Origin of the sequence: Rhizobium sp. 42MFCr.1, assembly GCF_000377185.1 — a bacterium.
GTDB classification, from domain to species: Bacteria; Pseudomonadota; Alphaproteobacteria; order Rhizobiales; family Rhizobiaceae; genus Rhizobium; species Rhizobium altiplani.
Genome location: NZ_KB897818.1, coordinates 49,354 through 70,235, shown reverse-complemented (window position 1 = coordinate 70,235; position 20,882 = coordinate 49,354). Strand labels below are relative to the sequence as shown.

Here is a 20,882-nt window from a genome sequence, read left to right as displayed (position 1 = left end):
TCTCTGGCTCAAACGGCAAGTTCGATTCGGCTTCGAATCGGCCTCGTATTGCCGGCATTGCAAACTAAACCATATTCCCACTTGATCTTACAGGATGAGGACCAATGAGCCGCGCAGCAACACAGGAGGAGGCCGTTCTGGCCGCTCGCGCAGGCCGATACACGGAGTATGCGCCCTCGCCTGTGCTTGGCGCTCATTTTCATTGTCTTTGGTCACACGAGATCCGCAGCGGAGCCGATAGGATAGCGATCGTGCCGGACGGTTATTGCGACATCGTCTGGATGGGTGGCACGCTGGTGGTGGCCGGACCGGACCGCAGCAGTGCCTTTCCGTCGCTTGCCGGTGGCGAGAGGATAGTGGGTGCGCGCTTCGCTCCGGGCGCCGCAGCCGGGTGGCTCAAGGTGCAGCTCTGCGACATCGTCGGACAGTCCATTCCTCTGGAGGACTTCTGGGGCGCGGCGGCCTTGAGATTGAATGAATTGCTGGGCGTCGGTGTCGGATCGAACGAACGGTTGCTGCAGTTAAAAGCCGCACTTGAGCAGGAGGCCGCCAGACGCATCGCGCCGGCCGGTGACATGGCCTCGGTGTTTGCGCGCGCAAGCGGTATTTCGCAGTCCGGCGACGTGGCCGACGCGATGCTCGAGGACCTGTCCATCGGGGCGCGCCAGCTTCGCCGGCGTTGCCACACCCATTTCGGCTACGGACCGAAGACCCTTGCGCGAATTCGCCGGTTTCAGCGCATGCTCGGCCTCTGCCGGAGCAGCAAGAGCCTTCCGCTCGCGGAGTTGGCGGTGGCAGCCGGTTATGCCGACCAGGCGCATATGACCCGAGATGCGCGCGAAATTTCTACGCTGACGCCCATGCAGCTTCAGCAGCAGATAACCGGTTGAACGTCCGTTTTCTTCAATATGAAACTGGCCGTTCTGCTATCTCCATTGAGAGCAACACAGGAAAATGCCATGTCTACGATGCCCGCAAGGATCGTCCACAGCTCCATCGACAGGAACTGGCGCGACGTCTATGCCTTTGCCGCCGCCCCGGAGAACATGCCGCTTTGGGCCTCTGGACTGGCCTCCGGGCTGGAACGCAACGGCGACGACTGGATTGCCACTGGTCCGCTCGGCACGGTCAAGGTCAGTTTCGTCCCGAACAACGAGTTCGGCGTCATCGACCACACAGTGACGATCGAGAGCGGGTTACGGGTCTACAACGCACTGCGGATCGTGCCGAACGGCGATGGCTGCGAGGTCATGTTCACGTTGTTGCGCATCCCGGGCATGACGGACGAGCAGTTCGAGGCCGATGCCGCCCACGTCGCGAAAGATCTCACGGCACTCAAGGCGTTGATGGAAGCATAGGAGGCGATCATGGCTGCAACAGGGGACAACCGACGCATCGACTACGTCGAATTTAACGTCAGCAATATAGAGGCCTGCAAGGCGTTCTACGGCAAGGCTTTCGGCTGGACCTTTACCGACTATGGTCCCGAATACTGCGAATTTGATGACGGACGGCTGAAAGGCGGGTTTACGACGCTAGGCAATCCCCGGCCCGGCGGGCCTCTCGTCATTCTCTACGCGGATGATCTTGAGGCCGCCCTTTCAAGCGTGGAAGCTGCCGGCGGAACCATCGTAAAACCCATCACCGGCTTCCCCGGTGGACGCAGGTTTCACTTCAGTGATCCGGACGGATATGAACTTGCCGTGTGGACGAAGGCCTGATTACGCGACGACGGTCGGCGCCTTCGCTCCCGCGTGCTGCAAGATGATCAAGGCCCCGATCACACTTCCAGACGAATCTCGCAATGGCGACATGCGGCAGTGGACGATCTTCACCGCGTCGCTGTCGTGGCGCTCGTAGGCGTAGTCGCTGCCACGCCCCGCAAAACAAGCGTCGAGCTTTGCCTTCGCGCCTTCGTGAAAGCGCTTCTCGCCAATAAACTCCATCACGTGACGACCAATCATATCGATTGGCTTCCGGCCAAGATATGCCGAGTTGACGGTGTTCGAATAAAGATAGCGATAGTCCCTCGTCAGCACCGCGACACGGTCGGGCATCGCATCGAGGATTGCAGCATTCAGAAAGTGGCCATTGTCGACGCTCGGCGCGAACGCAAAAGGATCGGTAACAGGCTGTCGCTCAACCGGCGGCATCCGCCAACGGGGTGCAGATCCCCCGAAGTACCTTTCCATAAGCGCCGAAAGCAGCGCGACATAACCGCGAACGGTCTCACTGTCGTCCGCATATTGGTCGATAAGGCAACTGATGAATTCCAGCTGCATATGAACTTCAAGAATGCTCGTAGCGGCATGCCCGAGAATTGCGTCGACGAGCGGTTCGACCGAGCGATCCAGCATGTTCACGCGCGCGTCGTCACCGACGGCGATCGCCGCATCAATCTGCGCACAACACAATGAGAACGCTCGAAAAAGACCCAGCAAGACGCCTCCAATGCATTCCGTGAACGAATGCGACCGAGATCGACCGAGCTATGCGTCACGCAAGTTGAAGCCAACAGCGCTTAGCCACTCGCCTTGATGGCAATCGCTAACATGACGTAGGTTCATATTCAATGAACGCGGGCGCAGGTTTTTCAATGATGAGATATAGGGATCGACGCAGGCTTACTTGAACACGTCGTGTTTTATCTTCCACCGGTCGTGATACCAGAGCCACTGCTCGGGATACTCCCGCACCCAGCTCTCCACCTTGTCGTTCAAGAGCTGCGCCGTCGCGACCATGTCGAGATTGCCGTTGCTATCCCGGGGCATCGCGAGCTTCGGCTCGATTTCCAGCCGATAGCGATTTCCCGGAAGCCGGATGCAGCGTGCAGGATAGACCTCGCAGTTGAATTGACGGACGAGCTTTCCGAGCAGCGGATTGGTCTGGGCGTCGAGCCCGAAGAACTTTGTCTTCAGTCCCTTGCGGAATTTCTGGTCCACAAGGACACCAACGCCCTGCCCCGCCTCCAGCTGCCGCGCCAACGCGAAAGACGAGCCAGCATGAGACGGCACGAGCTTGCCCATTCGTGCGCTGCGAAAATCGAAAACTCTCTTCGCGACATAGGGGTTGTTCGGGGGGCGAAACAGCACCGACACATGAAGGCCAAATGCCGCGCCGGCTACCGGCAGCAGCTCGAAATTGCCCGTGTGCGCAGTGAAAACGATGAATGGGCGCGGATTTTCCAGCAGATCGATGAAGATCGGTATCCCCGACACCTCGACCCGGCCCGGCTCCTTGCTCAAATAGTCGAAATCGAACAGCCGGTCGAGAAACACATACTCGGCGGCAAGACGCCCCATATTCCCCCAGCTCGCCAGCGCGATTTCCTGGATCTCCGCTTCGCTCTTCTCAGGAAACGCGTTGCGCAGATTGGTCAGCATCAGCTGGTGGCGCTTCACGCGCGGGCCGAGTTTTCGCGTCAGCCAGTCGGCAAAGTTGATCGCACCGTCAGCCGGAAACAGCTTCAGGAAGTTCAGAAAACCGAACATCGCCTGGGCGATCAACCACTGGCGAAAGTGGATGAGGGCCAGCACGACCTTAGTGATGAAGAGCTTCAAGGGCTCAATCCATCTTGAGGATGATCTTGCCGAAGATCTGGCGCGACTCCATGCGCTCCAGTGCGCGGTCGATGTCGTCGAAGCCGACTTCGGTGTCGATGACAGGATGGACCAGTCCGCGCCCCATCTTCTGCATGGCATTCGCCATGTTCTCCATCCGGCAGCCGAACGAGCCGAGCAGCTTCAGCTGTTGCTGGAAGAGCATCATAAGGTTCATGTCGGTGGAGACACCCGAGGTAGAACCGCAGGTGACAAGACGCCCGCCGCGCTTCATCGAGAGCATGGAGCCCGCCCACGTATCCTTGCCGACGTGCTCGAAGACGACGTCGACGCCCTTCTTCTTGGTGAGCTTGCGCACGACGCCTTCAAAGCGGTCGGTGCGGTAGTTGATGACATGATCAGCGCCGAGTGCCTTGGCCTTCTCGATCTTGTCGTCGGAGCCCACAGTCGTGATGACGGTGCAGCCGATCTTTTTCGCCAGCTGGATCGCCGCCGTGCCGATGCCGGAGCCGCCGGCGTGCACGAGGATGGTTTCGCCCGGTTCCAGCTTGGCGTTGTCGAACAGCATGTGCTCGACCGTTCCAAAGGTCACTGGAGCAAGCGCCGCGCCGATGGCATCAACCCCGGGAGGGGCCGGAACGAGGAGGCGCGTAGGCAGGTTCACCTTTTCCTGCGCAAAACCGTCCAGATGGAAACCATGAACGCCGGAAACATGCTCACAGAGATTGTCGCGGCCCTCACTGCACGGACGGCAGAGGCCGCAGGTACGTGCACCATAGATCGACACCAGTTGGCCCGGCAGGACATTGGCAACGCCCGGCCCGATCGCTTCGACAACGCCCGCAGCTTCCGCGCCGATCACCAGCGGCATCTTGCGCTTCGCAAACGCCATGCCGCGCCAGCCCCAGACGTCGATGTGATTGAGAGCCACTGCCTTGACGCGCAGCGTAACCTCACCCGGGCCGGGAGCGGCCGGTTCTGGAAGGTCGGTGATCTCAAGCTTGCGATCGTCAATCAGTTGCAAGGCGCGCATGGCAAAGTCCTTCGCCGCGAGGGCGTTCTATCTCGATGTTTTGTCGGGAACCGATTAAGCCGGTTCGAGCGCCATGACAAGGCTGGCATTCTGCCCGCCGAAGCCGAAGGAGTTGGAAAGCACGGCGTTGACCTGGCTTTCCCGCTTCTTGTTTGGCACCACGTCGATAACGATCGATGGATCGGGGTTGGTGTAGTTGATCGTCGGCGGCAGCGTGCCCGTCAACATCGTCTGCAGCGAGAACACCGCCTCCACCGCGCCCGCAGCCGTCAGCGTGTGACCGATCATCGACTTATTCGACGACAACGGGATGGACGCCATCCGCTCGCCGAATACGGCCAGCATGGAAGCATATTCCATCTTGTCGTTCTCTGGCGTCGAGGTGCCGTGGGCATTGATGTAGCCGATATCGCCCTCGCCCATGCCAGCATCCGCCAGCGCTGCGCGGATCGTCGCAATCGCCGGGCCGCCGTCGGGAGACGAACGGGTACGATGGAAGGAGTCGGCCTTTTCGCCAGCGCCCTTCATGATGCCGAGGATCTTCGCGCCGCGCGCGACAGCTGCCTCGAGCGACTCCAACACCAGTGTGGCGGCACCTTCGGCAATGACGAAACCGTCGCGATCCTTGCTGAACGGCTTGGAGGCCTTGGTCGGCGGATCGTTTTGCGTCGAGAGAGCCGAAAGCAGCGAGAAGCGGATGAGTGCCTCCGCGCTGACAGAGCCGTCGGTCGCTACCGCAAGCGCTCGCGAGCTACGACCCTGGCGGATCGCCTCGATGCCGAGCTGGATTGCAGTCGCGCCTGATGCACAGGCGGTCGACAATGTCACCGGCAGACCGCGTGTGCCGAAACGATCGGCAAGGCGCTCGGAAATTGCGCCGAACAGCGACGCCTCATGGAAAGCGCCGTCCGGGCGCTGGCGCATAGCAGCCAGGAACCGGTCATAGGCATCCCCGGCATGATCGGCCGGCGGCGAACGGTCGGCGAGATCGAAACGCGCGCTCCACTCCGGCTCGATCGGCGGCGCAGCAAGGAACAACGGACCATCAAAATCGCCGCTGATACCAGCATCGGCGAGCGCTTCGATCGTGGTTTCACGGGCAAACGCGTAAGAGCGTTCGACTGCGTTCGCGACCGGAATGTCGATGAAATCGACGGTTCCGGCGATGCGGGTCGAAAGTCCCTCGGTCGGAAAACGATTGATCGCATGAATGCCAGAGTTACCGGCGGTCAGTGCTGACCAGTTATCATTCAGGCCCTGCCCCAGCGAGGTGATGATACCGACACCCGTCACTGCGACGATCGGGCGGCCGAGGTGATCCTTGTAAGCCGAATCTTTCATTTGCACACTCCTCACGCTTCCGCGGAAAGAACCGCGACGCCTTCGCCGCGCTGATGACCGACTGTAGTAACGACGGCCGCCTTGGTCGCGGCCGCCATCGGCTTTTCATGGGCCTGATCGAAGACCGGAATCTTCGCCTTACTGTCGACGGCCAACGCCCCCAGCGCCAGGCCGAGCGTAAAATGCGCCTCAAGTCCATGGCCGGTGACACCGCCGAAGCCGCGAACAGCGGCGCCAGGCAGATGACGCTCGAGCACGGCCTTCTCACGGCCGGCGAGGTCAGGAATGCCCGTAGAGCCGGAGAAGATTGCGGTGCTCTCCGGCGGAAGGTCGGACGCGGTTTCCAGCAATCGCTCAAGGCGCTTCTCGAGGTTGCCCGAGTTGCGATTGCCGCGATCGCCTTCAATGGACGAGATCGACGCATAGATGTGCGCGCCACGTGCGTCCGCATGCGCGCGCGACTCGAGGACGAGGAACGCGCCGAGCGATCCGGAAATGACGCCGCCGTGATCTCGGGACCAAAGCGGCTGCCATTCGTTGCGGCAGTAGACATTGATCGCCTCGAACAGGAGGACCATGTCCAGACGTTCCGCCGAATAAGCCCCGCCGACCAGTGCGTGCGTCGATTCGCCCGACTTGATGCGATGGAAGGCCGTCTCGACAGCGGAGATGCCAGCGGACTCCTCGCCCATGAAGGTCCGCGAAGAACCGGTAACCTTGTGGACGATGGAAATGTTGCCGGCGAGCAGGTTGGACAGCTGCGCCAGGAATAGCGTCGGGCGCAGTTCCGTCGTCAGCTTTTCGTTCAGGAGAACCTCACGGTCGTTGCGCTTCAGGCCTTCGTCGACGATCAGCGTATCGACATTGATGTCGCGCTCGCCGCCGCCAGCAGCGACGATCATGTCCATGGTGCCGCAGGCTTCCGCGTCTTCCTTGAAGCCGGCGTCATCGAGAGCGAGACCGGCGGCGAAAACACCGATACGCTGCCAGTTTTCCATCTGCCGCTGGTCGCCGCGCTTGGCGATCTGCTGCGACCAGTCGATCTCCGGAAGCGGGTGGACCGGATAGGGCTTGAATTTCTCAAGCTCGACGATTGTCTGCGGCGCGCCTTCAGCAGTGAGCAGCGCGATATGCGGCTCCTTGCCGACGCCCTGGCACGTTACAATGCCGACGCCCGTGATCACGACATCATTCTGAGCCTTGCTCATTCATTTACTCCCTGCGAAGCAATCGCATCCATGAGGCCAACTTCAGCGGCACGCTTCTTGACGATATCTCCAAGCGGAACCTCGCTGAAAGGCATGGTCCGCAGCTTGAGCTGCGCGTCGCAGACCTTCTTACCGCCGCTCGTGATCTTTGCCTTGGTTACCGCAAATCCGGAGCCGTCGTGTTCCAGAAACGCCTCGATGTCCAACACCGCCTCGGGTTCCACGAAGGTACGCATCTTGGCCCCGTCGACGGACATCAGGAACGGCATTGCGGCAAAATCGGTGGCCGCCAGCACGAGCATGCCGGATGCCTGCGCCATCGTTTCGATCAGCAGCACACCGGGAACCAGGGGCATACCGGGAAAATGACCTTCAAAGACCGGGCTTTTCGCAGGCACGACAGAGCGCGCCTTGAGCGTCCCTTTCTGAAGGTTGACCGCCTCGATGCGGTCAATCATCTGGAAGTACTCCAGTAGCATCGAATCCTCCGGCCACAAGGATACCTGCCCTGCGGCTAGGCCTACTTAGGAACGAAACCGCCCGGCCGCCATGGTTAACAGCGGCAGGGCGGAGAAAAAGATGACGGCGCCAATCAGGCCTTGGCGGCGCGCAGCTCGTCGATCTTGGCACAGAGGTTCTTCAGCACGAAATATTCTTCCGTGGAAACCTTGCCCTCGTTGACTTCCTGCGTCCACTTCTCGAGCGGGATCTTGATGCCGAATTCCTTGTCGATCGCGAAGACGATATCGAGGAAGTCGAGGCTGTCGATACCGAGGTCGTCGATCGTATGGCTTTCCGGCTTGATCGTATCGCGATCGATCTCGCTGGTTTCTGCAATGATGTCGGCAACTTTATCGAATGTGGCGGTCACGCACTTACCTCTTGAAATGACGAGTTAACCCTCCTCATAGGCAAATCCATTTCAAAAAGCCAATGCTTTCCTCCCTCCCGGCACGCAATTTGCACGACCAGTGTTGCTTAAACAGCAAAGCACACGGGCGGCTTGCCGCACAGCGTGCTGGGTGAACTCACCCCTTCGCGATCAGAGCAGTACCAGGAAAAGAACCAGGGCGGTCCCCGCAAGGATCGAACAGCTGGCATAAAAGACCGAGACGCCATCCTCGATGTCGGCGACCGTTGCCGTTTCACGTCCGCTGCCGTTGATCATCGGCTCCATGACGACAACCCCGGAATAAACGCGTGGGCCAGCAAGTTGCACATTCAGCGCCCCCGCCATCGCCGCCTCCGGCCGGCCGGAATTGGGAGAGCGATGCAGGCCGCCGTCGCGGGCGGCAATACGCAGCGCTTCCCGGCAGGCGGCGCTCCCTCGCCGCAGCCAGGCCCCGGCCGCAATCAGGAAAATCGAAAGGCGCGCAGCCGGCCAGTTGGCAAAGTCGTCCAACCGAGCAGCCGCCCAGCCGAAATCGGCATACCTGTCGGACTTGTGTCCGATCATCGAGTCCGCCGTGTTCAGCATCTTGTAGGCGAATAGGCCGGGCAAGCCAAAAACGGCGTACCACAGCGCTGGAGCAACCACGCCATCCGAGAAATTCTCGGCCAGGCTCTCGATTGCCGCACGGCAGACGGCGGGCTCGTCCAGTGTTTCCGGATCACGCCCGACAATCCGCGAAACAGCCAGCCGGCCGCCACTGATGCCTTCGGTTTTCAATCCGGCGGCAACGGCCTCCACATGATCGGCAAGGCTCTTCTGCGCCATGAAGACGGCAACGCAAACAACTTCAAGGAGGATCCCGATCAGGCCGAACAACGAGAAGAAACGATGCAAGACGAAACCCGCAGCGGCACTGAGGATTAAAAGACCGGCGATCGACCAGACGCCGTTGCGGCGCCGCACGCGCTTGTGAAGTTCCGTGCGATTGAACATCCGGTCGACTCGAGAGATCGCGTTTCCGAAGAGCGCAACGGGGTGCGGCATGCGCATCCACAGCGCATCTGGGTCCCCGACAATCCTGTCGAGCAGAAGCGCGAGAACCAGCACGAGAAGATTATGGTCAAATGTCATGATCTATAACTCTGCAATGCATCAGATAGCCGTTGGTCGCCGGCCGCATCGGCGGCGAGACCGAAACGCAGCCAACGCGGCTGATAATCGAATTTGCGAACCAGAATGCGATGCTGGCATAGATGCCGGTGCAGCTCGGCGGCTTGCTCGTGATCGACGAGTGCAAAGAGGTGCGTTCCTCCGACAATGCTTAGACTGCCTTGCTCGAGAATCGTGCGTAGCGCATCGGCCCTCTCGGAGATCCGCAGCTGTATCGGGGCCAGATCCGATGCAAGGAGATCGGTTGCGATCGAAAGCGCGGGACCGGACACCGACCACGGCCCAAGCAGGTCTTCGAGTTGCGCCAGGATTTGCGGAGCGGCGACGGCAAATCCCAGGCGCAACCCTGCCAGCCCGAAGAACTTGCCAAAGGAACGAGAGACGAGAACATTCGGCAGCCGCGAGGCAAACGGCGCCAGGCTCATCTCGGGGCATGTATCGCCGAAGGCTTCATCCACAACGACGAAACCTCCTCTGGTCCTCATCTCTTCACTGAATACTACGACCTTCTCCGGAGCGTAGACGCGACCATCGGGGTTGTTCGGATTGACGATGACGACAATTGCGTGACCGGCTTTGACGTCATCCAGACCGGAGACCAGATCCACGGAATGGCCTGCTATCCGGAAGGCGCGCTCATATTCGCCGTAGGTCGGAGCCAGAATGGCAACCCGTCCGGCAACATCAAAGAGCCGCGGCAATAGCTGGATAACCGATTGCGTACCGGGAACAGGCAGCGGGAGGATGTCGCAGCTGCGATAATAGTCTCGCGCCGCCGCACGCGCGCGATCGATGAGATGCTTGTCGGGCAGGCGATGCCAGGCGCGCATTGGGATAGCCGGCAGTGATACCGGGCACGGGTTGATACCCGTCGAAAGGTCAAGCCACTGCTCTACCTCGCCGCCGTACATTGCGGCGGCAGCCGTGATGCCACCTCCATGAACAATCGGGGCGTTCATCTTGCCCCCTCGGCAAGGTCGATCAGATGCATGTAGGACCCTGCGATCTGCCCGCGCTGGAGCCCGGCTTGTCCAAGGTCATTGCCCAACGCGTCCGTCACCTGGAAGAGACGATCGGCTTCACCCTCGGAAACCACGGCCGAATAATGAAACTCATGCGCGGTCATAGGCAGCTCAAAATAGGCGCCGTTCAATGGCTTCACGCGGCGATAACCCAGGTGGCGTTTGCGCTCCTCGTAGCTGGTCACCACAGGCAAGAGGCCGAGCATCTCATGACGGACGCTGGCCCCGTCGACCAGCCCTTCGCCGAGAACCATGTATCCGCCGCACTCCCCGTAGATGCGCACGCCCCTGTTGGCGGCGTCGAGCACTTTGGCCCGGAAATTGGCGGCCGCCGCAATACGTCCGGGGTGGAGCTCCGGATAGCCGCCCGGAAGATAGATCGCATCTGCCGCCGGATCCGGCGCCTCGTCCGCAAGCGGCGAGAAGAACGAGATTTCTGCACCGCGCCGACGCCAACCAAGCAGCATGTGCTCGTAGGAGAAGGCAAAGGCGATGTCGCGCGCCACTGCTATCCTGCTGCCGAGCGGCGGCAACCGAGCAATGTTGGCAGTGGACGGGCGATTGAGCCCCTGGCGCGCAATGCGCAGCAGGAACTCGAAATTGCATTCGTCGGACACCGCATCGGCAGCATGCTCGATGAAGCTTTCAAGCATATCATGCTCTCCCGCCTGGACGAGGCCGAGATGCCTCTCGGGAAGAGCGATGTCATTGTCACGGCGGACGACGGCAACAATCGGCATGCGGATCTCATCGAGCGCCTTGCGCAGCATCATCTCGTGGCGTTCGCCGCCAACCTTATTGAGAATGACGCCGGCGATGCGAACATCCGCGCGAAAGCCCGCAAATCCCGTTACCAGTGCAGCCACCGACTGCGACATGTGCGACGCATCGACGACAAGCACGACGGAAAGACCAAGCATGGCAGCAAGGTCGGCCGCAGTGCCCTTCCCGTCGGTCGCGCCGTCGAAAAGCCCCATCATCGCTTCGATAACGAGGACGCGGTCGCCAGAGCGATGCAAGGTCGCATTGGCGGCGATCAATTCCGCGCGCATCGCCCATGGATCGAAGTTGAGGCAGGCAACGCCGCTGGCCGCCGCATGAAAGGCCGGATCGATATAGTCGGGCCCCGCCTTGCCGGGCGCTACCGCAATGCCGCGCTTACGAAGCGCACGCAGCAGGCCCAGAGTCACCGTAGTCTTCCCCGATCCGGAGGACGGGGCCGCAATCAACAAACCGCTCATGCCGTCTCCCTGCTGTTCGAGTCCTGGAATGGATCGGGGCGCAGCCTGCGTCCTGCAAGCGCCCCCAGCCAATCGAGCGACGGCCTCAGCCGGACAACCTCCCCGACCACCACGATCGCCGGCGGTTCGAGGCCGGAGGCTGCAACAGCGGCCGGCGCCTCATCGAGCGTGGTTTCTAGCACCTGTTGGAGGCCGGTCGATGCGTTGCAGACGAAGGCAACCGGTTCCGATGGCGATCGCCCAGCGGCGACGAGCTTCTTGCTGATCTGATCGATATGCTTCATCGCCATATACATGACGATAACAGGCGAGCCCTTGCCGATGGCTTCCCAATTGATCGCATCCGGCACGATGCCCGAGGAATCGTGTCCCGTCAGGAACGTCACCGCATGGTTGACATCCCTGTGCGTGACGGGAATGCCAGCATAGGCCAGCCCGCCGATACCCGCGGTAATGCCCGGTACGATACGGAACGGGACATTGTGCTCGACTAGCGTCAACGCCTCCTCGCCACCGCGCCCGAAGACGAAGGGATCGCCGCCCTTGAGGCGCAGGACGCGCTTGCCTGCGTGGGCGAGTTCGACCAGCCGCAGCGAAATGTCGCGCTGCTTGGCGGACGGCTTGCCGCCACGCTTTCCAGCATATTCCAACAAGGCGTCGGGTCGTGCAAGCTTCAGGCAATCGACGTTCACGAGCGCATCGTGAACCACGACATCCGCCTCCGCCAATCCCTTGACGGCAAGAAGCGTCAGCAATCCGGGCTCGCCTGGGCCCGCACCAACAAGCCAAACGCTGCCCGGCTCAAGAGCCGGCAGATGTGAAAACGCAGCTTCGATCATTGGCATGATCTATGCCCCGTCGCAGGCAAGGTCAACGCCGCTGATCGCGCTCGAGACAGATGTGAAAGGCACACGTCCTCCAACCATTCCGTCTCCTCTTGCGGCAAGCAAGGTTTCACGCCCAGCCGACGCGCGACCGGGCGAAGTTCTCACCCACGCAGAAGCGTGTCGCGTATGAGACTGATCACCTTTTCGGACTCGATGCCGGTGCAGACGACCTGGCTCGGCAGGCCGTCCCAATCGCCCGGCGGGAAGCGGCGGCCGTCCGGTTTCACGATTGTCTGCCCATCGGCAATGCCGCCGCAGACGACGCGCACCGGGCCGCTGATGGTCGAGAACCGCTCGGGTGCGATTACGTAGACGCAGGCACAGCTGTCGTGAACCATCATGCCGTCTTCGACTGCGTGCTTGTAGAAGTCGATGTAGTCCTGTGAAAGATCGTTCAACAGCTTTACGGCGCTGTCGCCCTTGGCCGCGACGTCGGCAAGATAGCCGCGGCTCATCGTCGTGATCGCGGTCACGTCGAGGCCAATGACGGCAACCTTCCAGGGCGCGGTCAGGACGATGTCGGCCGCTTCCGGATCCCCATGGATGTTGGCTTCCGCGACCGGCGACACGTTGCCCGGAACGTAGAAGTTGCCGCCCATGATGACGACGTCCTTCACGAGGCCCGCAATCTCCGGATCTTCCTTGAGCGCCATCGCCAGGTTGGTCATGCGACCGACGGCAACCAGTCTGACCTCGCCCGGGTGGGCGCGGACGGTATCGATGATGAAGCGGTGAGCGGGACGCGGATCGAGCGGCAGATCGATCGTTTCGGGCACTTCGATGTTGCCGAGGCCGTTCTCGCCGTGCACGAAGGTCGGCCATGCCCCCTCTGTGCGCGCTGGATCGATCGTCACGCTGGCGCCCTTGGCGACCGGAGCGGGAATGTTCCACTCACGCTTCAGGAACAGCGCGTTGCGCGTCGTCGTCTCCACCGACGCGTTGCCGAACACGGTCGTGATTCCAAGCAGATCGATCTCGGGATGGCGGTGCAGAAAAAGCAGAGCCATTGCATCATCGACGCCCGGATCCGTGTCATAAATGACCTTGTGCATGAGTGTGCCTCTTTTCGTTATTGTCGCAGGGCAGCCGGACGGCGCCGCGAAGTCGGCGGCCACCATAGCGTCCGCTATTCTTTCTGCAACAGGGCGCACGCGATCGCAGCGGTGGCGCGTCGTGACTTGGTCTTCGGAACGACGAGTTCCGCATGCGGCCCAATCGCCGCCAACGCAGCCGATTCGGCAACCCCGTGACACCCCACTCGGGCGAAGACGACTGCCGAAGGATTTTTCAGCCGCGGCGTTTCTTCCTCGAGCCGCGCCGGAGCGAAGAGCAAGAACGGCACGCCAAGGCGGCGCGCTGCTGCAAGGATCGCGGGCTCATTGCATCGCGTATCGATCGACGCAACGGCCGCCAGCTCACCGGGGTCGATACCCGCCGCCGTCAACGCCGCGCTGGCAAGCTCGCTCACCTCGTTTTCAGGCGTTCCGCGCTCGCAGCCGAGACCGAGCACGTACCGGCGCGTCCCATCGAATACAATTTCGGTCACATGCGACAATGAAACCCGCCCCTGTGTTCCTCAAGCCATTGCAGCACGGGGCTGGAAATGCAACATGCGCCGCGTACCACATTCCAGAGTTCTCCCTCCTTGTCTGACCTTGCCCCTCATCTGCTATTCATGCTGGCTGCAGCTGGCTTTTTCGCCGGCTTCGTCGATTCCATCGCGGGCGGCGGTGGCCTGATCACGGTCCCGGCGATGCTGATTGCCGGTATTCCTCCGCTGCAAACGCTGGGCTCCAACAAGGTGCAATCCGTATTCGGGGCAGCTTCCGCCACGATCGCCTATGCCCGAAAGGGACACGTGCATCTGCGCACGCAATTGCCGATGGCCTTGATGGCAGTCCTCGGCGGGTCTCTCGGCGCCGCCTTGGCAACGGTCGTTCCGGGCGAAGTGCTGCGCGCGGTCATGCCGATCCTGCTTGTGGCAATCGCTCTCTATTTTGCCTTGAAGCCGAACCTGAATGACGTCGACAAGCATCGCCGCATGACGCCCTTAGTCTTCGGCCTGACGCTGGTTCCGGCAATCGGATTCTACGATGGCGTCTTTGGTCCTGGTGCCGGCTCCTTCTTCATGCTGTCCTTCGTATCCCTTGCCGGCTTCGGCATGTTGAAGGCAACGGCGCACACCAAGCTTCTGAACCTCGGCTCGAATATCGGCGCGCTCATCGTCTTCATTTCCTTCGGTGCGATCCTTTGGAAGATCGGCTTGATGATGGGCGTCTGCCAATTTCTGGGGGCGCAGCTCGGCTCCCGGCTTGCGATGCGCACCGGCGCCCGCCTGATCAAGCCGCTGCTCGTCATCGTCTGCGTCGCCTTCACGATCAAGCTTCTGGCCGATCCGGCCAATCCCATCCGTATCTGGCTCGAAATCTGACGCCGCGTCCGATTACCTTCGGCGTAATTGATGAGGCGCCGGCGCTTCTCCATGATCGCGATGTCTGGACGAACCAGGCGCCAACAGGAGATGATCTGATGACCGATGCGAACACCGAAGCCCAGCGCTACATCGCGATCTGGAACGAGACGGATGCGACCCGCCGCACCGCCTTGATCGCGGAAAGCTGGCATGAAGCGGCAACCTATATCGATCCCTTGATGCGCGGCGAAGGCCATGAGCAGATCAACGCACTTGTTGAAGCCGTGCATGCGCGCTTCCCGGGTTTCCGGTTCGAACTCGTCGGCACCGCCGATGGCTACGGCGACAACCTGCGCTTCTCGTGGGGTCTCGGACCGACGGGCGGGGAACACCTCATCAAGGGCACCGATTTCGCGGTGCTCGAAGGTGGACGACTGAAATCCGTGCACGGCTTCATCGACCAACTCCCCGAAGCCGCATGATGATGACGCCCGCCCGCTCCCTTGGGGACTATCTGCGCGACTGGCGGCAGAAGCGCCGAATGAGCCAGCTCGCCCTTGCCTTGGAGGCCGAAATCTCACAGAGACATCTGAGTTTCATCGAGAGCGGGCGGTCGATCCCAAGCCGCGACATGCTGCTGCATCTGGTCGAACGGCTCGGCGTGCCGCTCAGGGATCGCAATCCGCTGCTGCTGGCCGCAGGTTTTGCGCCGCTGTTTTCCGAGCGTTCGCTCGACGATCCGACCCTTCGACCGGCGCGGCAGGCAGTCGACATGATCCTCAAGGGACACGAGCCCTACCCCGCCCTTGCGATCGACCGGCACTGGACATTGATTGCCGCCAATGACGCGATCGCCCCGCTTCTTGAGGGCGTCAGGGATCGCGCTTTGCGGGAAGGGCCAATCAACGTTCTCCGCCTCAGCCTGCATCCCGATGGGTTGGCGCCGAAGATTGTCAATCTGCCGGAATGGCGCGCACATCTCCTCAAGCGGCTGCACCAACAGATTTCGGCCACGGGAGATCCGATTCTCGGCGAACTGCTGAAGGAATTGTCCGCCTACCCGCTAAGCGGTGGCCGGCCGGAGACGAGCAGGAAAGCCGACTATGCCGGCATCGCCGTGCCGCTCGAACTGGAAACGGAAGCAGGCCTGCTCTCTTTCCTTTCGACAACCACTGTTTTCGGCACGCCCGTGGACGTCACCCTTTCCGAACTTGCGATCGAATCCTTTTTCCCCGCGAACGAGGAAACGGCAAGACTTCTCGCAACAACGGCACAGGCGAGCGGCTAGAACAAGGCGAGCAAGAGCGCCCCGCCGGCAATCAGGCTTACGCCGAGCCAGTTCATGAGATTGAGCTTTTCACCGAGAAAGACTACGCCGAAAACCGCGACAAGAACGATGGAAAGCTTGTCGATCGGCGCGACGCGTGCGGCATCGCCGATCTTCAGTGCGCGGAAATACGCAAGCCACGAGGCGCCCGTCGCGGCGCCTGAAAGGCAAAGGAAAAGCCAGGTCTTGCCTGAAATGCTGGAGAAGGGCTGCCATTGCCCGGTTGCCACAACAATGGCGCTGATGATGAAGATGATAACGCCAGTGCGGATCAGCGTGGCGAGATCGGAATTGATGCCGACGACGCCGATCTTTGCAAAGATCGCCGTCAACGCAGCAAACGCCGCCGAAAGCACCGCCCAGAAAATCCAACTCTGTGTCATCAGAACTCCACGCCGGGCTGTCCCTTGATGCCGGAACGGAACGGATGCTTGATCAGCTCCATCTCGGTGACGAGATCGGCGATCTCGATCAGCTCATCCTTGGCGTTGCGCCCGGTCAGGACGACGTGGGTCATATACGGCTTCTCGTTCTTCAGGAACTCGACCACTTCGTTGATATCGAGGTAGTCGTAGCGCAACGCTATATTGATCTCGTCGAGGAGCACCATCGAATTCCGTTCGTCGCGGATCAGTTCTTTCGCCTTCTCCCAGGCTGTACCAGCCGCAGCCACATCGCGAGCGCGATCCTGCGTCTCCCAGGTGAAGCCCTCGCCCATGGTGTGGAACTGGCAGATGTCGGAGAAGTGCTTTTCGATCAGGTCGCGCTCGCCGGTCCACATCGCGCCCTTGATGAACTGAACGACGGCAGACGGCTTTCTGTGCGCGATATGCCGGAAAATCATCCCGAACGCGGAGGACGACTTGCCCTTGCCCTTGCCGGTATGGACGATGATGAGGCCCTTTTCGTCCGTCTTCGTCGCCATGATCTTGTCGCGGGCGGCCTTCTTCTTCGCCATCTTCTCGGCGTGGCGCGCGTCGTCGTGGCCAGCGGTTTCGGTATTTTCGGCGGTCATCTCAATTCTCCCCGGATGCAAGCTTGAATGTGTCTGAAAGGTCGAAGCGCGCGGAATTGCTGCGCGGCGTCCAGAGATGGCGATCGATGGCCTCGAGCAGCCGCTCCTTGATATCCTCGAAGGCGGCTGGGTTCTTCTCGATCATGAAATCGCGCACCTTCGGATCAACCACGAAGGCCTGGTAGACGGCTTCGAAATGATGATTGCCCACAGCGCCCGTCGTTGCCGCAAAGGCAAAGAGGTAGTCGACGGTCGCAGCGATCTCGAAAGCGCCCTTGTAGCCATGGCGCATGACGCCGTCGATCCACTTCGGATTGACGACACGGCCGCGCACGACACGCCCGATCTCCTCTTCCAAAGACCGGATCACCGGCTTCTCGGGCCTGGAGTGATCGTTATGGTAGATCGCTGGCCGATCACCCGCGAGCATTTCGGCCGCAGCCGCCATACCGCCCTCGAACTGGTAATAATCGTCGCTATCAAGAAGGTCGTGCTCGCGATTGTCCTGGTTCTGCACGACCGCCTGGATCGAGCGGAGGCGCTCTTCGAAGACACCACGCTCTGCCCGGCCCTCTTCGCCGGCGCCATAAGCGTAGCTTCCCCACACGAGATAGGCTTCAGCGAGATCGGCCCGGCGTTCCCATCCCTTCTCGTCGATCAATGCCTGCAAGCCGGCACCGTAGGCGCCTGGCTTCGAGCCGAAAACGCGATAGCCGGCCCGACGGCTTGCTTGGGCCGGGTCCAGTCCGGCCGCTTCAAGCCGTGCAGCCTCGCCGCGCATGCGCTGCGCAATCGGGTTGTCGGTAGCATCTTCTTCCAGCGCCCCGACGGCACGGATTGCCTTGTCGAACAGTGCAATCTGTTCCGGAAAGGCATCCCGGAAGAAGCCTGAGATACGCAGCGTCACATCGACACGCGGATGCCGTAGCAATGCGGGCGGGATGATTTCATAGCCGGTGACGCGCCGCGAGGTCATGTCCCACACCGGCTTCACGCCGATTAAGGCCAGAGCCTGGGCGATGTCATCGCCGCCCGTGCGCATGTTCGAGGTGCCCCAGGCGGTCAGGCCGAAGGAGACCGGCCATTCGCCGTGATCCTGCACGTAACGGCGGATCACGAGTTCAGCGGACTTCTTCCCGAGCTCGTAGGCCGCCGGCGTCGGCACGGCACGGCTGTCGACCGAGTAGAAATTCCGCCCTGTCGGCAGCACATCGGGACGTCCTCGCGTGGGCGCACCTGACGGACCGGGCGGCACGAAACGCCCATCGAGCCCGCGGAGCAGACCTTCGATCTCCGCCGTCCCACAGGCGAGAATGGCTGGCCTGAGCCGCATCTCGATCTCCGCAAGAACGGCGCGCGTCGCTGCCCAGTTCTCCGGGCAGGTGAACTCAGCTGCCACCAACTTTGCGGCAAGAAGTTCGATCCGCTCGACTGTATCGCCGCTCGTTCGCCAGACAGCGTCCGTGATGCCCACGAGAAAATCCGGATGCGGTCCAGCCCAGGCCTCGGCCATATCGCAATCGAGCGGGTCGAACGCCAAGTCGAGATCCGCGGCAATCGCACGCTGAAGGCTACGGTCACCTCCCTGTCCGAGCCCGCGCGGAACCCGGGCCAGCGCGACCGTCAGATCCGTCAGCAACCGTCCCTGCGGCGAGACGCCGAAAACATGCAGGCCGTCGCGGATCTGCATCTCCTTGAGATCGCAGAGATAGGCGTCGAGCTTCTTCAAAGCCTCCGTCTCGCTCTCACCCTTGTCAATGCCGGCATCGCGATCGAGGCCGATGTCGGCCACGAGATCGAGGATCTGCTTGCTGAGAAGCCGGATGCGGCGCGGATCACCGCCCGACGCCTCGTAGTATTCGTCGACCAGCGCTTCCAGATCCTTGAGCGGCCCGTAGCTCTCGGCACGCGTCAGCGGCGGCGTCAGATGATCGATGATCACGGCGCCGGCGCGACGCTTGGCTTGCGTGCCCTCGCCGGGATCGTTGACGATGAAGGGATAAAGATGCGGCATGGGGCCGAGGACAGCTTCGGGGTAGCATTCCACTGACAAAGCCAGCGCCTTGCCCGGCAGCCATTCCAGATTGCCGTGCTTGCCCATGTGAATAACGGCGTGGGCACCGAATTCGTGGCGAAGGAAAGCGTAAAAGGCAAGATAGCCATGCGGTGGCACGAGATCCGGGGAATGGTAGCTTTCCTTTGGATCGACGTTGTAGCCGCGCGCCGGCTGGATGCCGACCAGCAGCTCACCAAGACGCATGAACGGCAGCGCAAAAGCGCCCTCCACGACATAGGGATCGGCCTCGGGTGCGCCCCAACGCCCACAGATTTCATCCTGAATCTTTTTGGGAAGACTTCCGAAGAAAGCCTTGTATCGACTCACTGAAAGCGATTCGCGAACAAGCTTCCCATCCTGTCCTGAACTTGTCGGCCCTTCCATCAGGCGTCGTATCAGAGCATCGCCATCATCGGGAATATCCGCGACTGGATAGCCGGCGCCACCCATTGCCTTCAGCACCTCAACGGTGCCGGCGGGCGTGTCCAACCCGACGCCGTTACCGAGTCTGCCATCGCGGTTCGGATAGTTCGCCATGACAAGAGCGATGTGTCTCTTGCCGACGGGTGTCGTCCGCAGATTGGCCCAGTTGGCTGCAAGCCGCGCTGTATAGCGCATCCGCTCGATATCCGGCTCGCTGCCGACAATATTGGCCTCGACGCGCGCGTCGTAGCGCGATGCCGACTTGAATGAAACCGCTCGGGCAAGCACCCGTCCGTCAACCTCCGGCAGCGCAACATTCATTCCAAGGTCGCGTGCGGAGAGCCCCTGCGAGGAAGCGGCCCACGCTTGGCGCGACGACGCCGAAAAGATCGCCTGAAGCACCACCGCGTCGTTCGCCTCGAGCACGGTCTGCTCGCGATCCGCACCAGGCGCAGACACGGCAAAGCCTGTCGTATTGATCACCACCTCGGGCTTGATGGCGTTAAAAACACTTTCGAGAATGCCCTTCGAGACAGGATCCTTGAGGCTGTAAGCAAACACCGGCAGCGGCCGGATGCCTTCAGCCAGCAGCGTATCGATCAAGGCTTCGACAGGCTTGGTCTCTCCGCTTTGCACGAGCGCGCGATAGAAGCTGACCGCGACCACAGGCGTTTGTGACACTCCCTGTACGAAGCGCACCCGTTCGTCGCACGCCGACCTCCACTCTTCGACGCCGACGACGCCCTTGCCCGGCCACCAGATCCCAGCCTTCATCAGCGGCGATGCCGCTTCCGGCTTTTCAGTTCCCGAGAGCATCGCACCGGCATAGTCCAGAAACGCCCGCGAATTGGCATCGCCGCCTTCGATGAGATAGGCCCAAAGGGCGTTCAGGTCTTCAAGCGGTACATTCGAAAATGGTGTCAACCCCGCATCGGACTTCGAATCTCCGGGCAGCACGGCGATGAACGCGCCAGATCGAGCTGCCGCCGTATGGAGCGCCTCCAGCGCATAGTGGAAGTAGCTGGCGCCACCCAGCGCCCTCACGACGATTAGCTTGGAGTGGCGGGCCGTCCGCTCGATATAGGCATCGACCGACATTGGATGCTTCAGGCTCATCAGGCTTGCCAGCCGCAGCGAGAAGCCGGCCGACGGTTCGTCATAAGCGGCGGCTATCGCGGCAAGCTCGGTATCGGCAGCCGACAGGAACAGGACATCGCCGGGCGATTGACCGAGATCGATCGCCTCCTCGGCGTCACTGATTGTTCCCTGCTGTGCCAGAAGCAGATGCATCGGT

General features: G+C 61.3%; 22 protein-coding genes. 6 read left to right on the top strand and 16 right to left on the bottom strand.

The features are described 5' to 3' along the window. Window positions 1-104 precede the first annotated feature (104 nt). The 3 genes from C934_RS0100355 (at window position 105) to C934_RS0100345 (ending at window position 1,721) form a co-directional block, all read left to right on the top strand. Window positions 105-890: a helix-turn-helix domain-containing protein gene (locus C934_RS0100355; protein ID WP_018854731.1), complete on the top strand. Its 786-nt coding sequence runs from the start codon at window positions 105-107 to the stop codon at window positions 888-890. 69 nt (window positions 891-959) lie between these two features. Continuing rightward, on the top strand, window positions 960-1,358 hold the full coding sequence (locus C934_RS0100350; protein ID WP_018854730.1) for a polyketide cyclase: 399 nt from the start codon (window positions 960-962) through the stop codon (window positions 1,356-1,358). A gap of 9 nt (window positions 1,359-1,367) precedes the next feature. Further along, complete coding sequence (locus C934_RS0100345; RefSeq protein WP_018854729.1) at window positions 1,368-1,721, top strand: VOC family protein; 354 nt, start codon at window positions 1,368-1,370, stop codon at window positions 1,719-1,721. On the opposite strand, the gene C934_RS0100340 is transcribed toward C934_RS0100345, so the two are convergent. The 13 genes from C934_RS0100340 to C934_RS0100280 all read right to left on the bottom strand — a co-directional run bounded on the left by C934_RS0100340 (window position 1,722) and on the right by C934_RS0100280 (window position 13,900). Continuing rightward, a complete protein-coding gene (locus tag C934_RS0100340; protein ID WP_037088996.1) occupies window positions 1,722-2,441 on the bottom strand; it encodes a PAS domain-containing protein in 720 nt (239 codons plus the stop codon). Window positions 2,442-2,624: 183 nt separating this feature from the next. Continuing rightward, window positions 2,625-3,560, bottom strand: a complete 936-nt coding sequence (locus C934_RS0100335) for a lipid A biosynthesis lauroyl acyltransferase (RefSeq protein ID WP_018854727.1) — start codon at window positions 3,558-3,560, stop codon at window positions 2,625-2,627. A gap of 4 nt (window positions 3,561-3,564) precedes the next feature. Continuing rightward, window positions 3,565-4,593 (bottom strand): zinc-binding dehydrogenase, encoded by a 1,029-nt coding sequence (locus C934_RS0100330; protein WP_018854726.1) that lies wholly within the window; start codon window positions 4,591-4,593, stop codon window positions 3,565-3,567. A gap of 54 nt (window positions 4,594-4,647) precedes the next feature. After that, complete coding sequence (locus C934_RS0100325; RefSeq protein WP_018854725.1) at window positions 4,648-5,934, bottom strand: beta-ketoacyl-ACP synthase; 1,287 nt, start codon at window positions 5,932-5,934, stop codon at window positions 4,648-4,650. Between the two features lie 11 nt (window positions 5,935-5,945). Then, window positions 5,946-7,142 carry a beta-ketoacyl-ACP synthase gene (locus tag C934_RS0100320; protein WP_018854724.1) on the bottom strand — a complete coding sequence of 399 codons (1,197 nt, stop codon included), beginning with the start codon at window positions 7,140-7,142 and terminating at the stop codon, window positions 5,946-5,948. After that, the gene (locus C934_RS0100315) at window positions 7,139-7,621 is read right to left on the bottom strand and encodes a 3-hydroxyacyl-ACP dehydratase FabZ family protein (protein ID WP_018854723.1); all 483 of its coding nucleotides are present in this window, start codon (window positions 7,619-7,621) and stop codon (window positions 7,139-7,141) included. The genes C934_RS0100320 and C934_RS0100315 overlap by 4 nt, the downstream gene beginning before the upstream one ends. A gap of 113 nt (window positions 7,622-7,734) precedes the next feature. Then, entirely contained in the window at window positions 7,735-8,013 is a 279-nt protein-coding gene (locus C934_RS0100310) for an acyl carrier protein (RefSeq protein WP_007533215.1), read from the bottom strand. A gap of 171 nt (window positions 8,014-8,184) precedes the next feature. After that, the gene (gene cbiB / locus C934_RS0100305; protein WP_018854722.1) at window positions 8,185-9,165 is read right to left on the bottom strand and encodes an adenosylcobinamide-phosphate synthase CbiB; all 981 of its coding nucleotides are present in this window, start codon (window positions 9,163-9,165) and stop codon (window positions 8,185-8,187) included. After that, window positions 9,162-10,163, bottom strand: a complete 1,002-nt coding sequence (gene cobD / locus C934_RS0100300; RefSeq protein WP_018854721.1) for a threonine-phosphate decarboxylase CobD — start codon at window positions 10,161-10,163, stop codon at window positions 9,162-9,164. The genes cbiB and cobD overlap by 4 nt, the downstream gene beginning before the upstream one ends. Next, a complete protein-coding gene (locus C934_RS0100295) occupies window positions 10,160-11,467 on the bottom strand; it encodes a cobyrinate a,c-diamide synthase (protein WP_018854720.1) in 1,308 nt (435 codons plus the stop codon). The genes cobD and C934_RS0100295 overlap by 4 nt, the downstream gene beginning before the upstream one ends. Continuing rightward, the gene (gene cobA / locus C934_RS0100290; protein ID WP_025660704.1) at window positions 11,464-12,306 is read right to left on the bottom strand and encodes a uroporphyrinogen-III C-methyltransferase; all 843 of its coding nucleotides are present in this window, start codon (window positions 12,304-12,306) and stop codon (window positions 11,464-11,466) included. The genes C934_RS0100295 and cobA overlap by 4 nt, the downstream gene beginning before the upstream one ends. A 149-nt stretch (window positions 12,307-12,455) precedes the next feature. Further along, window positions 12,456-13,406 carry a nucleoside hydrolase gene (locus tag C934_RS0100285; protein ID WP_018854718.1) on the bottom strand — a complete coding sequence of 317 codons (951 nt, stop codon included), beginning with the start codon at window positions 13,404-13,406 and terminating at the stop codon, window positions 12,456-12,458. Between the two features lie 74 nt (window positions 13,407-13,480). Further along, a complete protein-coding gene (locus C934_RS0100280) occupies window positions 13,481-13,900 on the bottom strand; it encodes a cobalamin biosynthesis protein (protein WP_018854717.1) in 420 nt (139 codons plus the stop codon). A gap of 99 nt (window positions 13,901-13,999) precedes the next feature. Here C934_RS0100280 and C934_RS0100275 point away from each other — a divergent pair, with 99 nt between their 5' ends. From C934_RS0100275 to C934_RS0100265, 3 genes are all read left to right on the top strand, one after another. Further along, window positions 14,000-14,785 carry a TSUP family transporter gene (locus tag C934_RS0100275; RefSeq protein ID WP_026371456.1) on the top strand — a complete coding sequence of 262 codons (786 nt, stop codon included), beginning with the start codon at window positions 14,000-14,002 and terminating at the stop codon, window positions 14,783-14,785. 98 nt (window positions 14,786-14,883) lie between these two features. After that, the gene (locus C934_RS0100270; protein ID WP_018854715.1) at window positions 14,884-15,249 is read left to right on the top strand and encodes a nuclear transport factor 2 family protein; all 366 of its coding nucleotides are present in this window, start codon (window positions 14,884-14,886) and stop codon (window positions 15,247-15,249) included. 2 nt (window positions 15,250-15,251) lie between these two features. Then, the gene (locus C934_RS0100265) at window positions 15,252-16,055 is read left to right on the top strand and encodes a helix-turn-helix domain-containing protein (protein WP_026371455.1); all 804 of its coding nucleotides are present in this window, start codon (window positions 15,252-15,254) and stop codon (window positions 16,053-16,055) included. On the opposite strand, the gene C934_RS0100260 is transcribed toward C934_RS0100265, so the two are convergent. The 3 genes from C934_RS0100260 to cobN are packed head-to-tail and all read right to left on the bottom strand — an operon-like array spanning window position 16,052 to window position 20,878. Further along, complete coding sequence (locus C934_RS0100260; protein ID WP_018854713.1) at window positions 16,052-16,477, bottom strand: EamA family transporter; 426 nt, start codon at window positions 16,475-16,477, stop codon at window positions 16,052-16,054. The two genes, C934_RS0100265 and C934_RS0100260, sit on opposite strands and share 4 nt — an antisense overlap. Next, on the bottom strand, window positions 16,477-17,109 hold the full coding sequence (gene cobO, locus C934_RS0100255) for a cob(I)yrinic acid a,c-diamide adenosyltransferase (protein WP_018854712.1): 633 nt from the start codon (window positions 17,107-17,109) through the stop codon (window positions 16,477-16,479). Before cobO ends, C934_RS0100260 begins: the two co-directional genes overlap by 1 nt. 1 nt (window position 17,110) lies before the next feature. Beyond that, window positions 17,111-20,878: a cobaltochelatase subunit CobN gene (gene cobN, locus C934_RS0100250; RefSeq protein WP_018854711.1), complete on the bottom strand. Its 3,768-nt coding sequence runs from the start codon at window positions 20,876-20,878 to the stop codon at window positions 17,111-17,113. Window positions 20,879-20,882: the final 4 nt, after the last annotated feature.

What these genes read in the sequence shown, in the direction of transcription:
- C934_RS0100270 (WP_018854715.1), top strand. Translation starts at nt 14,884, where the DNA reads ATGACCGATGCGAACACCGAAGCCCAGCGCTACATCGCGATCTGGAAC.
- C934_RS0100350 (WP_018854730.1), top strand. Translation starts at nt 960, where the DNA reads ATGTCTACGATGCCCGCAAGGATCGTCCACAGCTCCATCGACAGGAAC.
- C934_RS0100285 (WP_018854718.1), bottom strand. Translation starts at nt 13,406, where the DNA reads ATGCACAAGGTCATTTATGACACGGATCCGGGCGTCGATGATGCAATG.
- C934_RS0100295 (WP_018854720.1), bottom strand. Translation starts at nt 11,467, where the DNA reads ATGAGCGGTTTGTTGATTGCGGCCCCGTCCTCCGGATCGGGGAAGACT.
- C934_RS0100325 (WP_018854725.1), bottom strand. Translation starts at nt 5,934, where the DNA reads ATGAAAGATTCGGCTTACAAGGATCACCTCGGCCGCCCGATCGTCGCA.
- cobA (WP_025660704.1), bottom strand. Translation starts at nt 12,306, where the DNA reads ATGATCGAAGCTGCGTTTTCACATCTGCCGGCTCTTGAGCCGGGCAGC.
- C934_RS0100315 (WP_018854723.1), bottom strand. Translation starts at nt 7,621, where the DNA reads ATGCTACTGGAGTACTTCCAGATGATTGACCGCATCGAGGCGGTCAAC.
- cbiB (WP_018854722.1), bottom strand. Translation starts at nt 9,165, where the DNA reads ATGACATTTGACCATAATCTTCTCGTGCTGGTTCTCGCGCTTCTGCTC.
- cobD (WP_018854721.1), bottom strand. Translation starts at nt 10,163, where the DNA reads ATGAACGCCCCGATTGTTCATGGAGGTGGCATCACGGCTGCCGCCGCA.
- C934_RS0100330 (WP_018854726.1), bottom strand. Translation starts at nt 4,593, where the DNA reads ATGCGCGCCTTGCAACTGATTGACGATCGCAAGCTTGAGATCACCGAC.
- C934_RS0100355 (WP_018854731.1), top strand. Translation starts at nt 105, where the DNA reads ATGAGCCGCGCAGCAACACAGGAGGAGGCCGTTCTGGCCGCTCGCGCA.
- C934_RS0100260 (WP_018854713.1), bottom strand. Translation starts at nt 16,477, where the DNA reads ATGACACAGAGTTGGATTTTCTGGGCGGTGCTTTCGGCGGCGTTTGCT.
- cobN (WP_018854711.1), bottom strand. Translation starts at nt 20,878, where the DNA reads ATGCATCTGCTTCTGGCACAGCAGGGAACAATCAGTGACGCCGAGGAG.
- cobO (WP_018854712.1), bottom strand. Translation starts at nt 17,109, where the DNA reads ATGACCGCCGAAAATACCGAAACCGCTGGCCACGACGACGCGCGCCAC.
- C934_RS0100345 (WP_018854729.1), top strand. Translation starts at nt 1,368, where the DNA reads ATGGCTGCAACAGGGGACAACCGACGCATCGACTACGTCGAATTTAAC.
- C934_RS0100265 (WP_026371455.1), top strand. Translation starts at nt 15,252, where the DNA reads ATGACGCCCGCCCGCTCCCTTGGGGACTATCTGCGCGACTGGCGGCAG.
- C934_RS0100320 (WP_018854724.1), bottom strand. Translation starts at nt 7,142, where the DNA reads ATGAGCAAGGCTCAGAATGATGTCGTGATCACGGGCGTCGGCATTGTA.